Origin of the sequence: Mesorhizobium sp. M0244 (assembly GCF_040321795.1) — a bacterium.
Lineage (GTDB): Bacteria > Pseudomonadota > Alphaproteobacteria > Rhizobiales > Rhizobiaceae > Mesorhizobium.
In genome coordinates, this window is record NZ_JAMYSE010000062.1 from 1 (window position 1) to 14,756 (window position 14,756).

17 protein-coding genes and 1 pseudogene are annotated in these 14,756 nt (G+C 62.5%); 12 read left to right on the forward strand and 6 right to left on the reverse strand.

Annotated features, from left to right (window positions below; genetic code table 11):
• Positions 1 to 249 (reverse strand): annotated as a pseudogene (locus tag NKJ08_RS27265) (hypothetical protein); the annotation flags it as partial.
• A gap of 145 nt (positions 250 to 394) precedes the next feature.
• Positions 395 to 1,288, reverse strand: a complete 894-nt coding sequence (locus NKJ08_RS27270) for a branched-chain amino acid aminotransferase (protein WP_352523188.1) — start codon at positions 1,286 to 1,288, stop codon at positions 395 to 397.
• Positions 1,289 to 1,537: 249 nt separating this feature from the next.
• On the opposite strand from NKJ08_RS27270, the gene NKJ08_RS27275 reads away from it, so the two are divergent.
• The 4 genes from NKJ08_RS27275 to NKJ08_RS27290 all read left to right on the forward strand — a co-directional run bounded on the left by NKJ08_RS27275 (position 1,538) and on the right by NKJ08_RS27290 (position 5,466).
• Positions 1,538 to 2,065 (forward strand): MarR family winged helix-turn-helix transcriptional regulator, encoded by a 528-nt coding sequence (locus NKJ08_RS27275; protein ID WP_023719182.1) that lies wholly within the window; start codon positions 1,538 to 1,540, stop codon positions 2,063 to 2,065.
• Positions 2,052 to 2,771, forward strand: a complete 720-nt coding sequence (locus NKJ08_RS27280; RefSeq protein WP_352523187.1) for a response regulator — start codon at positions 2,052 to 2,054, stop codon at positions 2,769 to 2,771. The genes NKJ08_RS27275 and NKJ08_RS27280 overlap by 14 nt, the downstream gene beginning before the upstream one ends.
• Positions 2,772 to 2,822: 51 nt before the next feature.
• Entirely contained in the window at positions 2,823 to 4,238 is a 1,416-nt protein-coding gene (locus tag NKJ08_RS27285) for an ATP-binding protein (protein ID WP_352523186.1), read from the forward strand.
• 205 nt (positions 4,239 to 4,443) lie between these two features.
• On the forward strand, positions 4,444 to 5,466 hold the full coding sequence (locus NKJ08_RS27290) for a glycosyltransferase family 4 protein (protein WP_352523185.1): 1,023 nt from the start codon (positions 4,444 to 4,446) through the stop codon (positions 5,464 to 5,466).
• An 11-nt stretch (positions 5,467 to 5,477) separates the two neighbouring features.
• On the opposite strand, the gene NKJ08_RS27295 is transcribed toward NKJ08_RS27290, so the two are convergent.
• From NKJ08_RS27295 to NKJ08_RS27305, 3 genes are all read right to left on the reverse strand, one after another.
• Positions 5,478 to 5,837: a tRNA-binding protein gene (locus tag NKJ08_RS27295; RefSeq protein WP_352523183.1), complete on the reverse strand. Its 360-nt coding sequence runs from the start codon at positions 5,835 to 5,837 to the stop codon at positions 5,478 to 5,480.
• A 6-nt stretch (positions 5,838 to 5,843) separates the two neighbouring features.
• A complete protein-coding gene (locus NKJ08_RS27300) occupies positions 5,844 to 6,344 on the reverse strand; it encodes a type III secretion system chaperone family protein (protein WP_023678420.1) in 501 nt (166 codons plus the stop codon).
• 331 nt (positions 6,345 to 6,675) lie between these two features.
• Positions 6,676 to 6,978 (reverse strand): accessory factor UbiK family protein, encoded by a 303-nt coding sequence (locus NKJ08_RS27305; RefSeq protein WP_352523182.1) that lies wholly within the window; start codon positions 6,976 to 6,978, stop codon positions 6,676 to 6,678.
• A 167-nt stretch (positions 6,979 to 7,145) separates the two neighbouring features.
• On the opposite strand from NKJ08_RS27305, the gene NKJ08_RS27310 reads away from it, so the two are divergent.
• From NKJ08_RS27310 to NKJ08_RS27345, 8 genes are all read left to right on the forward strand, one after another.
• The gene (locus NKJ08_RS27310) at positions 7,146 to 7,400 is read left to right on the forward strand and encodes a type II toxin-antitoxin system ParD family antitoxin (RefSeq protein WP_352523181.1); all 255 of its coding nucleotides are present in this window, start codon (positions 7,146 to 7,148) and stop codon (positions 7,398 to 7,400) included.
• On the forward strand, positions 7,397 to 7,699 hold the full coding sequence (locus NKJ08_RS27315; RefSeq protein WP_352523180.1) for a type II toxin-antitoxin system RelE/ParE family toxin: 303 nt from the start codon (positions 7,397 to 7,399) through the stop codon (positions 7,697 to 7,699). Before NKJ08_RS27310 ends, NKJ08_RS27315 begins: the two co-directional genes overlap by 4 nt.
• A 100-nt stretch (positions 7,700 to 7,799) precedes the next feature.
• Positions 7,800 to 8,681, forward strand: coding sequence for a prolipoprotein diacylglyceryl transferase (gene lgt / locus NKJ08_RS27320; RefSeq protein WP_352523179.1), 882 nt, complete (start codon positions 7,800 to 7,802; stop codon positions 8,679 to 8,681).
• On the forward strand, positions 8,678 to 9,766 hold the full coding sequence (locus NKJ08_RS27325; protein WP_352776675.1) for a class I SAM-dependent methyltransferase: 1,089 nt from the start codon (positions 8,678 to 8,680) through the stop codon (positions 9,764 to 9,766). The genes lgt and NKJ08_RS27325 overlap by 4 nt, the downstream gene beginning before the upstream one ends.
• A 119-nt stretch (positions 9,767 to 9,885) precedes the next feature.
• Complete coding sequence (pgeF, locus tag NKJ08_RS27330) at positions 9,886 to 10,674, forward strand: peptidoglycan editing factor PgeF (protein WP_352776674.1); 789 nt, start codon at positions 9,886 to 9,888, stop codon at positions 10,672 to 10,674.
• The gene (locus NKJ08_RS27335) at positions 10,674 to 11,825 is read left to right on the forward strand and encodes a M24 family metallopeptidase (protein WP_023678425.1); all 1,152 of its coding nucleotides are present in this window, start codon (positions 10,674 to 10,676) and stop codon (positions 11,823 to 11,825) included. Before pgeF ends, NKJ08_RS27335 begins: the two co-directional genes overlap by 1 nt.
• Before the next feature lie 54 nt (positions 11,826 to 11,879).
• A complete protein-coding gene (locus NKJ08_RS27340; protein WP_352523175.1) occupies positions 11,880 to 12,500 on the forward strand; it encodes a hypothetical protein in 621 nt (206 codons plus the stop codon).
• A gap of 253 nt (positions 12,501 to 12,753) precedes the next feature.
• On the forward strand, positions 12,754 to 13,689 hold the full coding sequence (locus NKJ08_RS27345) for a ribose-phosphate pyrophosphokinase (RefSeq protein WP_023678427.1): 936 nt from the start codon (positions 12,754 to 12,756) through the stop codon (positions 13,687 to 13,689).
• 97 nt (positions 13,690 to 13,786) lie between these two features.
• Here the strand turns inward: NKJ08_RS27345 and NKJ08_RS27350 are convergent, their stop codons facing one another.
• Positions 13,787 to 14,668 carry an AraC family transcriptional regulator gene (locus tag NKJ08_RS27350; RefSeq protein WP_352523174.1) on the reverse strand — a complete coding sequence of 294 codons (882 nt, stop codon included), beginning with the start codon at positions 14,666 to 14,668 and terminating at the stop codon, positions 13,787 to 13,789.
• Positions 14,669 to 14,756: the final 88 nt, after the last annotated feature.

Consider the following 14,756-nt stretch of genomic DNA (forward strand, 5'->3'; position numbering starts at 1 on the left):
TTGTGGCGCTCCAAGGCGACCACGTTGTAACATCCATACAGGAGCAGCCGCCCGCACCTTGGCTCGGGCGAGACCCCAATCACCCCATCTGTTGAGAATAGCCGCACCGCCGACACCGCCAACGGCGCCGCCCAGGATTTTGGGAAGCTGACCTATCGCCGCCGTTTTGAGCGCCGCGCCCACCGCCTGACCACCGATGACACCCGTAATCACCTGAATAATGATCGGAAGAAGCGTGTTCATGTCCATATTTCCAGTCCCTCCATAGCTGCCAGCCTCCCGGGCCGACGCCATCATGAGACGCCGAATTGCATGAAAGTCAAATGCAGAAGTGCTTAAATAAAAGGGGCGGCCTGAAAACCGCCCCTACTAGTTAAAAAAGCTGTGACTTTCGTTATTCTGCGGCGATCGCATGCTTGGGCTGAACGGCCGCAGAATAGTCATTCATCAGCGTCTTGGCGATCTCACCGACCTCGAATCGGTACGGACCGATCTCCGAAACCGGCGTCACCTCGGCCGCCGTCCCGGTGAGGAAGCACTGCTGGAAGCCTTCAAGCTCTTCCGGCATGATGGCGCGCTCGATCACCTCCAAACCGCGGTCCATGGCAAGGCCGATGACCGTGCGGCGGGTGATGCCGTCGAGGAAGCAATCGGGTTTGGGCGTGTGGATCCTGCCGTCTTTTACGAAGAAGATGTTGGCGCCTGTCGCTTCCGCCACCTGGCCACGCCAGTCGAGCATCATGGCGTCGGCATAGCCCTTGGCCTCGGCGGCATGCTTGGACATGGTGCAGATCATGTAGAGGCCGGCCGCCTTCGATTTCGACGGTGCGGTGCGCGGATCGGGGCGGCGCCATTCGGCCATGTCGAGGCGGATGCCCTTCAGCTTCTGCGCCGGGTCGAAATAGCTCGGCCACTGCCAGATGGCGATGGCGCAGTTGATCCGGCTGTTCTGCGCCGAAACGCCCATCTGTTCGCTGCCGCGCCACGCGATCGGCCGGACATAGGCGTCCTGGAGACCTTGCTTCTTCAACAGCGTGCGGCAGGCGTCGTCGATCTCGGCGACCGAATAGGGTATCTTGAAGCCAAGCAGGCGCGCCGATTCATGCAGGCGCTCCGTGTGGTCGGTCAGCTTGAAAATCTCGCCGCCATAGGCGCGCTCGCCCTCGAATACCGCGCTGGCGTAGTGCAGTCCGTGGGTCAAGACGTGGATCTTGGCGTCGACCCATTTGACGAATTGGCCGTTCATCCAGATAAAGCCGTCCAGTTGGTCGAAGGGAACGGATGCCATGGTAACCTCCCGCGGGCGGCAGCCCGCACATCATTGTGTCGTTACGTGTTTCGTCTCGGCCGCTCCGGGCGGCCATTGTCTCAAAGCGTAGGCGGATATTTAAGGTCTGGCAAACTCAGGAAGTTCCGGAAAAAAGGGGTTCGCTTGCCTTTTCGTTCGCAATCCGCCGAAAAGCTTGCCAAAAATTACCATCGCGCGGAAAATACGTCAATAGTGCTGACATAATTTCCTGCTTCACACGGAGAAAAGATGACGAGCCACGCAGCCGCAGAGCCGATCAGGACGGCGATCACCGACGAGGACGGCATCGATTTCGCCATCATCGAGTTGTTCTTCTTCGCCTATCGCGACTTTACCTCCGATCCGGACCAGATCCTGGCCGACTATGGTTTTGGCCGTGCCCATCACCGGGTGCTGCATTTCGTCAATCGCAGGCCCGGCCTGACGGTCGCCGAACTCCTCGACGTGCTCAAGATCACCAAGCAGAGCCTGGCGCGCGTGCTCAAGCAATTGATCGACACCGACCATATCGTGCAATTGCAGGGCCCGCGCGACCGCCGTCAGCGCGAACTCTACCCGACCGCCAAGGGCCGTGCCCTGGCGCTGGCGCTGGCGCGGCCACAGTCGCGCCGCATCCATGCTGCATTGGAAGATTCCGGAGCCACCGAACGCGCCGTTATCGAACGGTTCCTGGAAGCGATGGTCAATCCGGAACTAAGGGCGCAGATCGACATTGTGCCCGCAAAGATGTCAGGGAAAAGCCATGGAGACCATTGAGAGGGTTGATCATCCGACAGCGCCGGAAGACGATGCGCCGCATCTGCTGGTGGTCGATGACGACACCCGTATCCGCAATCTTCTGAAACAATATCTGACCGAAAACGGTTTTCGCGTCACCGTCGCCGGAAATTCCGGCGAGGCGCGGCGCAAGCTCGCCGGCCTCGATTTCGATCTGATCGTGCTCGACGTCATGATGCCGGGTGAAAGCGGCGTCGACCTCACCAAGGCGCTGCGGGCGGAGAAAAACGTCCCAATCCTGATGCTCACCGCGCTATCCGAAACCGACAGCCGGATCACCGGGCTCGAGGCCGGCGCCGACGACTATCTGCCAAAACCGTTCGACCCGCGCGAGCTGATCCTGCGCATCAACAATATCCTGCGCCGCGGCGGCCCCGTGACGACGCCCAAGGTCGAACAGCTGGTCTTCGGCCCCTATACCTTCCAGATTGCCAGGCGTGAGCTGAAGCGCGGCGGCGAGGCGCTCAAGCTGACGGACCGCGAGCAGGAGATCCTGGCGATCTTCGCTGCGCGTGCCGGCGAGACGATACCGAGACATGAGCTTGTCGGCGACGAGTCCGAGGTAGGCGAGCGCACGATCGACGTCCAGATCAACCGGCTGCGCCGCAAGATCGAACGCGATCCATCCAATCCGGTCTGGCTGCAGACCGTGCGCGGTATTGGGTATCGGCTCAGCGTGGAATAGAATGCCGCCGACAGCGGTCATTTGGCGGGCCGCGGGTGAGCAAAAAGACGAATGGCGACCACGCAACTCGAACGGCCGGGAGATGGCGGCTTCAGCGCTCGCACGACGCGGGCGCTGAAGGCCGTGCCGCGCGCCTGGAACCGATTCTGGCGCCTGGTTTCGCTTTACATGCCGAAGCGGCTCTATGCTCGCTCGCTGATCATCGTCATCGCGCCGATGATCATGCTGCAGTCGGTCGTCGCCTTTGTCTTCATGGAACGCCATTGGCAGACCGTGACGCAGCGCCTGTCGCAGGCCACGGTGCGCGACATCGCCGCGATCATCGACCTGATAGAGACCTATCCGCACGACGCCGACTACGCCAACGTCATCCGTATCGCCCAGGATCGCATGCAGCTGAAGGTCGACCTCTTGCCGCCCGACCCGCTGCCGCCACCCGGGCCAAAGCCGTTCTTCTCGATCCTCGACGAGATCCTTTCGTCCGAGATCACCCGCCAGATCAACCGTCCATTCTGGATCGATACGGTCGGCAATTCCAATATCGTCGAGGTCCGCGTCCAGCTCGAAAACAAGGTGCTGCGGGTCTTTGTGCGCCGCAGCCAGGCCTATGCGTCGAACACCCATATTTTCCTGATCTGGATGGTCGGCACCTCGTTGGTGCTGCTGATGATCGCCATTCCCTTCCTGCGCAACCAGATCCGGCCGATTCTGACGCTGGCCGAGGCGGCCGAGAGCTTCGGCAAAGGCCGGCCGATGCCGCGCGATTTTCGCCCGCGCGGCGCCGAGGAAGTCCGCCGCGCCGGCTTTGCCTTCATCCAGATGCGCGAACGCATCGAACGCCAGCTCGAGCAGCGCACCGCCATGCTGAGCGGCGTCAGCCACGATCTGAGGACCATCCTCACCCGCTTCAAGCTGCAATTGGCGCTGGCCGGGACCAAGGCGGCCGACACCCAGGCACTCGACCAGGACATCGACGACATGCAGTCGATGCTGGAAGGCTATCTTGCCTTTGCACGCGGCGAAGCATCGGAAGACGCCGGTCGGTTCGATCTCGAGGCCTTCTTCGACAAGCTTCGGGAGGAAGCCGCGCTGCGCAAGCGCAAGCTGTCGACCGTGCTTGCCGGCGATCCGCATGTGCATGTTCGCCCCAATGCCTTTGCCCGGCTGCTGTCCAACGTCGTCGGCAATGCATTCCGCTACGCCAAGACGGTGGAGATCAACGCCAATCATGGCCGTGGCTCACTGCTCGTCACCATCGACGATGATGGTCCGGGCATTCCGCCCGAAAAGCGGGAGGAGGTGTTCAAGCCTTTCGTGCGGTTGGACGAGGCCCGCAACCTCGACGCCAGCGGCACCGGCCTTGGCCTTTCCATCGCACGTGACATTGCCCGCAGCCATGGCGGCGACATCGTCCTGGAACGCAGCCCGCTCGGCGGCCTGCGGGCGGTGATCAAGGTCCCGGCTTGACGGGAGGGAGGCCCGACCTTCATCCGCCCGTCATGAAACCATGGTGAAGAGCGCCAATGAAGCGCGCGATCCTGATCGATTCGGCCCTGCGGCCTCATTTCGACCCCGCGCCTGCCCGGGTGCGTTGGTGCGAGGCCAGAGCGGCGACGTGGTCGCCGTTCAGGCATCGCGGCAATGCAATCAAGCTTTCCGCCAAAGGACCGCCATGCGCATCCTGATGGTCACCGATGCCTGGCGGCCGCAAGTCAACGGCGTCGTCCACACGCTGGAGCGCCTCTCGGAGACCCTGAAATCCTTCGACGTCGAGACGGCCTTCCTGACGCCGAACATCTTTCGCACTCTGCCGCTGCCGACCTATCCGGACATCAGGCTGGCGCTGACGACGCCGCACCGCGTGGCACAGCTGATCGAGGCACGCAAGGCGGACCACATCCATATCGTCACCGAAGGACCGCTCGGCGTTATGGCGCGGCGCTACTGCCGCAACGCCGGTCGTCCGTTCACGACCAGCTATCACACACGTTTTCCGGAATATCTGAGCGCGCGCCTGCCCGTGCCGGAAGCATGGGCCTATCGCTGGCTGCGCGATTTCCATAATTCAGGACAGGGCACGCTGGTCGCCACCCAGTCGCTTGCCGACGATCTTGCGTCACGCGGCTTCACCAAGCTCCGGCCATGGACGCGCGGCGTCGACACGGATCATTTTCGGCCGGACAAAAGAAAGAACCTGGGATTTCCGGGACCGATCTTCCTCTGCGTCGGCCGCGTCGCGATCGAAAAGAACCTGCCGGCCTTCCTCGACCTGGACCTGCCCGGCAGCAAGGTGGTCGTCGGCGAAGGGCCGGAATTGGCGAAGCTGAAGGCCAGATATCCCGATGCCCATTTCCTCGGTCATCGCCCGAACGACGAACTGGCCGAGATCTACGCCTCGGCCGATGCTTTCGTCTTCCCCAGCCGCACCGACACATTCGGCAACGTCATCATCGAGGCGCTGGCCAGTGGCACGCCTGTTGCAGCCTATCCCGTCACCGGGCCGATCGATATTGTGGGTGACGGCATCGGCGGCGCGGTATCAGACGACCTGCGGCAAGCGGCGCTCGCCGCGCTTCATGTCGACCGCGCCGAGGCGCGGCAACGCGCGATGCGCTACAGCTGGAAGGCCTGCGCGGAAATGTTCATGGAAACGGTCGAAGAGGCGCTGGGTACCACGCGCAAACTGGCCGCCTGAGCAAAGCGCAGTTAGAACAATCTGCCGCCGTCGGGCACCCTGCGCTCGATTGCCCCAAGCACGACGGCGCCCTCTTCATCGGGAAAGCCGAGCGTCAGCACCTCCGATATGAACGGTCCGATCTGACGCGGCGGGAAATTGACCACCGCGAACACCTGCCGGCCGATCAGGCTTTCGGGCGTATAGTATTTCGTGATCTGAGCCGAGGATTTCTTCACCCCAATCATGGGGCCGAAATCGATCTTGAGCTTGATCGCCGGCTTGCGCGCCTCGGGAAAAGGCTCGGCCTCGACGATCGTGCCGGCGCGGATGTCGACGCGGTCGAAATCGGCAAAGCTGATCTCGGGTTTTCGCGCGTTGCTCGAACTCATCGACGGTCAGGCGTTTCCGTAGGTTTCGAACAGCACGCCGGCCAGCGCGTCCTTGGCCGAAGTCCCCGACCAGACGACGAACTGGAATGCCTGGAAATAGCATTCGCAGGCTTCCAGCGCCGACGACAGCAGCACCTCGACCTGCTGGCTCGACGGCTCGACCCCACCGGCCAGCAGCAGCGACTGGCGGAACATGATCGCGCCTTCCTGCTCCCAGAGATCGAAATGCCCAAACAGCATCTGCTCGTTGATCAGCGAAAGCAGCCGCATAACCTCGAGCGCGCGCGCCTCCGGGACCTTGATGTCGAAAGCGCAGGCCAGGTGCAGCGCCTCGTAGTCCTCCATCCAGGAGAATGACACGTGGTAGTCGGTCCAGCTTCCGGCAACCGAGATCGAGATCTCGTCGTCGCCGGCCCGCTCGAAGGACCAGTCGTTGTTGTGGGCCACCTGCTCGATAACATCCACCGGGTGGATTTCGCGGGAGAATTCGAGTTCGAGAAGTTCCATGAAATGCTTCCTGTCGTTCTGGGAGCGCCACCACACGCTCCGCGGGAGAGGCACACTCGAACAATTCTGTCTAGAACTCGGACGGCCAGGACTTCGTCAACGCAAAGACCCCGGACCGGACCCCACCGCCCGGCGCATGACCCTGCTCCGAATCATGCAACAAATTCAGTCTATTGATCGGGAGTCGCGTGACCAGCCCAATTTTTCGCACTGCGTCATTCGCATGTGGAAAGGCGCTGTCATAAAGATTCACGCAGTACCGGTAAGCGATTCACGACAAAGCGCTTTTTGCGATCCGGCTTTGTGGAAAAGTTTAACGATTTATTTTTGATTATTTTCTGGCGCGCGGCTTTGCTGCAGCCGCAGGCGCCGCCTGACCGGTCATTTCGGCAAGCTTGGCCTCGAGCGTTTCGATGCGAGCAGCGAGGCGGGTGTTTTCTTCCCTGGCCTTCGCCGCCATGTCGCGGGCGGCCTCGAATTCTTCGCGCTGCACCACGTCCATGGAGTTGAGGATCCGCTCCGCCTGGCCCCTGAAGGCGGTCTCCATTTCGCGTCGCACGCCTTGCGCGGCACCGGCTGCGTCGGTCATCAGTTTGGCGAATTCATCGAGAATGCGGTTCGGTCCGGTCGCCATGGCAAATCCTCGCTTGGTTGAATTGACGTAGTGGCGCACGGCGCGAAATGCAAGAACGTTGATGCCCCCGGGTGGCATCGGCCGTCCATGCAATTTGGTCCGTTGAGCTACTGGTGCGCCGGGCCAATAACTATTATTATCGCGCTAGACCCATTAGGAACATTGTCATGGCCATCAGCGCGGATTTGGGCAACCGTTTGGAGGATGTCGTGAACCAGCTTGTCAGCACCGGCCGCTATAATTCGAAGAGCGAAGTGCTGCGCGAAGGCGTTCGCCTTGTGGAAGAGAGAGAAAAGCGCCTCGCCGCGCTTGACGCGGCACTTGCCAAAGGTGTCAGCGATGCCGACGCGGGGCGGGTGAAGCCTGCCGAAGATGTGCTTGACCGACTGGAGGCCAAATACAAGGCGATGACCGGCAGGTGAAGCGACTGATCTTCACCAGCCAGGCTGAGACAGACCTTGAAGTCATCGGCGACTACATCGCGCTCGACAGCCCGTTTCGCGCTATGACATTCATTCAGGAATTGCGTGGCAGCTGCATGGAGTTGCGGACAATGCCGGAGCGTAACCCGTTGTTGGAACGATATCGGTCCTCAGGCATTCGTCGCCGTATTCATGGCAGCTATCTGATCTTTTATCGCGTCAAGGCCGATACAGTGGAGATACTGCACATCCTCCACAGCGCGATGGACTACGGAGCCATTCTATTTCCGGAGACTTGACGGAGCGATGCCGGGGGGAACAGCATGCGCGCCGCCTTGACCCTGCCAAAACCCTGCCGCATGGTCCGCGCCCGAACGTGGTCGGAACCGGGAGACCCTGTTGAGCGAATATTTGCTGCCGCTGGCCGCCCTGCCCTTTCCCAACATCGATCCGGTCATCATCCGGATCGGACCGTTGGCGGTGCATTGGTACGGCGTCGGCTACATCGTCGGCATTCTGTTCGCCTGGTGGTATGCCAAGCGCCTCGTCACCAACCCAAAACTCTGGCCTGATGGCATCCTGCCGATGAAGCCCGTCGACCTCGACGACTTCATCGTCTGGGCGGCTATCGGTGTGGTGCTCGGCGGGCGCACCGGCTACGTGTTGTTCTACGACCTGCCTCGTTACATCGCCAATCCGCTCGATATTGTCGCCGTCTGGCAGGGCGGCATGTCGTTTCATGGCGGCCTGCTCGGCGTCATTGTCGCCATGACGCTGTTTTCTCGATCGCGCGGCATCCGCACATGGTCGCTGTTTGACGTTGTTGCCGCCGGCGTGCCGGTGGGGCTTGGCCTCGTTCGCCTGGCGAATTTCGTCAATGCCGAACTCTGGGGCCGCGTTACCGATGTGCCATGGGGCGTCGTCTTTTGTAACAACCGCATTCTCCAGGCCGGTCAGTGCTTGGCCGGCACCGATCCACGCCATCCGAGCCAGATCTACGAGGCGCTGCTCGAAGGCTTGGTGTTGTTCCTGGTCCTGCGCTTCCTCACCCATTCGCGGCTCAAGCTGAAGACGCCGCGCTTCGTCGGCGGCGCCTTCATCGCGGGTTATGGTCTTTCACGCATCTTCGTCGAATTCTTCCGCGAGCCCGACCAGCAGCTCGGCTATCTCCTCGGCACGAACTGGCTGACCATGGGCATGGTGCTGTCGCTGCCGATGCTGCTTGCCGGGATCTGGGCGATGGCGACGGCCAAGCCGGTGACGCAACCGCAACCGGCATGACGCGGCTAAAAACCCGCATCGCCGAGCTGATCGGTGCGGTAGGACCGATCCCGGTCAGCGAGTACATGGCACTCTGCCTGTTTGATCCGCAGGACGGCTATTATACGACGCGCGAGCCGTTCGGCGCTGCCGGCGACTTCGTCACCGCGCCGGAAATCAGCCAGATGTTCGGCGAACTTATCGCTGTCTGGCTTTACCAGGCATGGCTGGCGGTTGGCCGGCCGATGCCGGTCGCCATCGCCGAAATCGGTCCCGGCCGTGGCACGCTGATGAGAGACATGCAGCGCACGCTGTCGCGGCTCGATCCGGCGCTCACCGCCAGTGCGTCCTTTGCCATGATCGAAACCAGCCCGCGGTTGGCCGAGATCCAGAAACGGACGCTTGCCGGGACGGCGGCGACGGTCGCCTGGCACGAAACCATCGACACGCTGCCGCGGACGCCGCTTCTGATTGTCGGCAACGAGCTGTTCGATGCGGTGCCCATCCGCCAGTTCGTCCGCGCCGGGGCCGGCTGGCGCGAACGGATGATCGGTCTCGACGACGCGAACGGGCTGCGCTTTTTTGCCGGCGCCGGCTCTGTCGACCCAATGCTGCTGCCGGATGATGCTGAGAATGCGCCGCAAGGCGCGATCGTCGAGATGGCGCCGGCCCGAGCCGCCCTGATGGCGGCTATTGCCGAGCGACTTGCCGGATTTGGCGGCGCCGGCCTGTTTCTCGACTACGGCTATCTCCAGCCCGGTATCGGCGACACCTTGCAGGCCTTGCGCAAGCACGATCACGAAGACGTGCTGGCCAATCCGGGGGAGGCCGATCTCACCGCCCATGTCGATTTCGCTGCCCTGGCGGCAACCGTTCGGGCACACGGCCTCGATGCCCACCTCTCCACGCAAGGTGAATTCCTGCTCAAGATGGGGCTTCTCGAACGAGCCGGCCGGCTCGGCGCCAATGCCGATGAGGCAGCTCGCGAAAAGGTCGCGGCCGACGTCGAGCGCCTCGCCGGTCCACAGTCCATGGGCGAGCTCTTCAAGGTGCTTGCCATCCTCCCGGCTGAGATTGCCGTTCCGCCGTTCGCAGGCACGGATTGACTTTTCGCTGCCGCCTCTCCCACTCTCCGACTAGCGCCCGCCTTCAACTGCGCCAGCCTTCAACTGCGCCCGCCTTCAACTCGCTTGACGAAATCGCCCATACGGACAACAAAGCCGCCATGCTGAATCAGACCAAACCGGATCCCGTTCGGTCGCCCTTGCTGGAGACGGCGCAAGGCATCCGCCACGCCTACTTCACCCGCGTCGGCGGCATCTCCAGCGGCATCTACCGGGGCCTCAACATCGGCACCGGATCAAGCGACGACCAGACGCTGGTGCGCGAGAATCGTCGCCGCGTCGCCGAATGGATGGGCGTGCCTGCAAGCCATCTGCTGACCGCTCATCAGGTTCATTCGCCGGACGTCGTCATCGCCAGGGAGCCTTTTGCCGGCGAGCGTCCCAAGGCTGACGCCATCGTCACCGACCGGCCGGGCATTGCCGTCGGTGCCTCGACCGCCGATTGCGGACCGGTCCTCTTCGCCGACGCCGAGGCGCGCATTATCGGAGCCGCCCATGCCGGCTGGAAAGGCGCTTTCACCGGGGTGCTGGAAAACACCATTGCGGCGATGGAAGGCCTCGGCGCCCGGCGCGAGCGCATCGTCGCGGTGCTCGGTCCTTCCATCGGCCCACAGAATTACGAAGTCGGGCCGGAATTCGCCACCCGCTTCGTCGACGCCGATGCCGGCAATGCCCGCTATTTCGCTCCCTCCGCAAATGCCGGACACGCGATGTTCGATCTCAACCGCTACACGGTCGACCGGCTGACCAAGGCTGGCGTCAACGCCGAAGGGCTCGACCGCTGCACCTATGCCGAGGAAGAGCTTTTCTACTCCTATCGGCGCAGCACGCATCGCAACGAGCCCGACTACGGGCGGCAGGTTTCGGCAATCGTTTTGGAGACTGACTGATGGCGCTGCATTTCGAACGCTCGGAATTTGACGCACGGCGCGATCGACTGATGATCGAGATCGCCGAAAAGAAGCTCGACGCCGTCCTGCTGTTTGCGCAGGAAAGCATGTATTGGCTAACCGGCTACGACACATTCGGCTTCTGCTTTTTCCAATGCCTGGTGGTCAAGGCCGACGGCTCGATGGTGCTGCTGACGCGTTCGGCCGATTTGCGCCAGGCGCGCCACACCTCGATTATCGACAATATCGTTTTGTGGACGGATCGCAACGGCGCCAATCCGGCGGTCGACCTGCGCAATTTGCTCAACGAGCTTGACCTGCTCGGCGCCCGCATCGGCGTCGAATACGACACCCACGGCCTGACGGCATATAATGGCCGGCGCCTCGACGAGCAGTTGCAGACCTTCGGCCAGATCGCAGATGCCTCCGGTATTGTCAGCCGGCTGCGGCTGTTCAAGAGCCCGGCCGAAATCGCCAAGGCGGAAAAAGCCGCAAATCTGGCCGACGACGCGCTGGACGCAGCACTGCCGCTGATCAAGCAGGGCGGCGATGAGGCGCTGATCCTCGCCGCCATGCAAGGCGCGATCTTTGCCGGCGGCGGCGATTATCCGGCCAACGAGTTCATCATCGGCTCCGGCGTCGACGCCCTGCTCTGCCGCTACAAGGCCGGTCGCCGCAAGCTCACCAAGAACGACCAGCTGACGCTCGAATGGGCCGGTGTCTTCCACCATTACCATGCGGCAATGATGCGCACGGTGTTGACCGGCAAGGTATCGAAACGCCACCAGGAATTGTTCGATGCCGCCCGCGCCGCGCTACTTGCAGTCGAGAAGGCGATGACGCCCGGTAATACGTTCGGCGACGTGTTCGACGCCCATGCCCGCACGCTCGAAGCCCACAATTTGACCAAGCACCGGCTCAATGCCTGCGGCTATTCGCTCGGCGCCCGCTTCACCCCGTCCTGGATGGATATGCCGATGTTCTATCAGGGTAATCCCGAACCGATTGCGCCGAACATGACGCTGTTCGCCCATATGATCATCATGGACTCCGAAACCGAAACCGCGATGACGCTTGGCCGCACCTATCTGACGACCGAATCCCAGCCGAAGCCGCTGTCCCGCCATGATCTCGACTTGATCGTGCAGTGAATCCATAATGGAAAGAGTGTGAGAGGCGTTCGTCGCCAAGGAGTTTTCAGGCTAATGAGACGATCGCATGTGACGACCGTGTCATTGCTCGCGGCGCTGGCGCTGGCAGCCTGCACCAATGCGAAGGACGTTCTCGAACCCTCGGCCATCGCCCCGCAATCGACGCAGTCGCTGCCCGGAGCCGGAGGTGCCGCAACGCCCCCGTCAACTCCGGCGCAGCCTGCCGGCACCGCGCAAACTGCAGATACAGCGCAGCCTCCCGCTGCAGCAGCCGTGCCGCCCGCCAAAAGCGCGGCTGCCATTGCACGGACCCGGCTGCAGGTGGCGCCGATCGTCGGCGCCTCGGTAGAGGCCGCGACACCGCTGACCGCCGAGCTTCAGACACGCGCCAAGCAGCGCGGCATCACCTTGGCCGGCAGCACCGACCAGACCCCAACGCATGTACTCAAGGGCTATTTCTCGACAATGACGGAAGGCAAGGACACCACCGTCATCTACGTCTGGGACATCTATGACCCGGCCGGCAACCGGCTGCATCGCATCAACGGCCAGCAGAAGGCGCCCTCTGTTGGCGGCGGCGAAGGCTGGGCGGCGGTCGCCCCGGCGACCATGCAGGCAATTGCCGACCAGACAATCGACCAGTTCGCCACCTGGCTTGGCGGCGGCGCCGGCTGACCTGGAGCGTGATTCCGAAAAGTGGAATCCGGTTTTCGGAAAAGAGCATGCTCAGACTGAAAGTTAGAAGCTATCCCGATTCCGTCGGCATGGAACTGGCTCTATCGCCGCATGCTCAAGCCGTAAGCGTTTATTGAGATTAGCCGGCGGATTCCCATTCACGACGCTTGCAATACCGGCGCGGGCCGCTAAAAGCCCGACTAAGAGGCTGGAGTGCTATCGGAGTCTCTCAATCCTTCGCCAGGAACGGTGCATGAAGCTCTTCGCGGGCAATTCCAACAGGGTGCTGGCAGAATCAGTCGCCCGCTACCTCAACATTCCGCTGGGCAAGGCCAGCGTCAGGCGCTTCGCCGACCAGGAAATCTTCGTCGAGATCCAGGAGAACGTGCGCGGCGAGGACGTCTTCATCCTGCAGTCCACCTCGTTCCCGACCAACGATCATCTGATGGAACTGCTCATCATGATCGACGCCTTCATGCGCTCTTCGGCCAAGCGCATCACTGCGGTTATTCCTTATTTCGGCTATGCCAGGCAGGATCGCCGTGCCTCGGGCCGCACACCGATCTCGGCCAAGCTGGTCGCCAACATGATCACGAGGGCGGGCGTCAACCGGGTGCTGACCCTGGATCTCCATGCCGGCCAGATTCAAGGCTTCTTCGACATCCCGACCGACAATCTGTTTTCCGTGCCGGTCATGGCCCGCGACGTAAAGGCGAAATACAAGCAGCTTGCCAATGTCATGGTGGTGTCGCCGGATGTCGGCGGCGTGGTCCGCGCCCGCGCGCTCGCCAAGCGCATCGACGCCCAGCTTGCCATCGTCGACAAGCGCCGCGAGCGCCCCGGCGAATCGGAAGTCATGAACGTCATCGGTGACGTGCGCGGCAAGGATTGCCTGCTGATCGACGACATCATCGATTCGGGCGGCACGCTGTGCAATGCGGCCGATGCGCTGCTTGCCGACGGCGCCACCAGTGTCACCGCCTATACTACCCATGGCGTTTTGTCCGGCGGCGCCATCGCCCGCATCGGCGCCTCGAAACTGCAGGAACTGGTCATCACCGATTCCATCCAGCCGACCCAGGCAGTGCTGGACGCCGCCAATATCCGCGTCATCTCCATCGCCGAATTGATGGGCGAGGCGATCTCGCGCACGGCGACCGAGGAATCGGTGTCGAGCCTGTTCGATTAATGCGTGTCGCGCAAAGTGCAGCGGTTTTGCGATAACGACACGCATAAAAGCAAGAACCCAAAGCGCGTCGCATGAGGCCGGTCGAACGCGACGCCCTTCAGGGCTGCGACTCAGGCCGAGCCGGACCGCTTATTCGTCGCACACCTTCGCCAGCATCACGGGCGCCCCGCATGTACCCGCGTGGCGAGGCTCCCAGCATGCGCTTGAACATGGTGATGAACGCCGGCACGCTGTCATAGCCGAGATCGAGCGCCACCCTCGTGATCGGCTCGCCGTCGGCCAGCCGTGGCAGCGCCGCGAACAGACAGGCCTGCTGACGCCAGGTCGACAGCGACAATCCGGTCTGGCGGTGGAACGCGCGGGTGAAAGAGCGGCGGCTCATGCCGACGATAGCGGCCCACTCGTCGATCGTCGCATGCGGTGACGGTGCCGAGACGAAGCGCCGGCACAGCGTCGCCAGCCTTGCATCGGACGGGAACGGAAGGCCGAGCGGCCGTTCCGGCAGGTTCGGGATTTCGTGCAGCAGGAGCTTCATGATCAGTCCGCCCCGCCCCTCCAGTTCGGCGCCTTGCGGCAGCTTTTCCGATTCCACGATCAGGCTGTGCATCAGGTCGGTGATGCCGACGACACGCAACCCGTCCGGCAGGCCGGGAATGGCCTCCGGCATCACATAGACGGAGCGCATGCTGACGTCGCCCAGCATCTCGACGGAATGCTCGGTGCCGGCGGGGATCCACATCGCGTGGTCCGGGGGCACCATCCAGCGCCCATGCCGCGTCGTCACCAGCACGACACCGACCAGCGCGTGCAGCAACTGGCTGCGGCTATGATGGTGCCGTGGCACATGGTAGCCGTCCGGATATTCGGTCGGCAGCGCCACTGCCGGCCCTACGGCCTGCTCCAGCCATTGCCAGCGACGCTCATGCAACAGCCCGAGATCAGCGTCGCCCGCTTTGAGCATTTCCCTGCCATGCGGCATCAGCTATGGCCCACTTGCGAAACTATTGGACCAAACCACGAAAGAAGTCGCGTGACAAGCAACGTATAAGGCAGCCGGCCCCATAAGA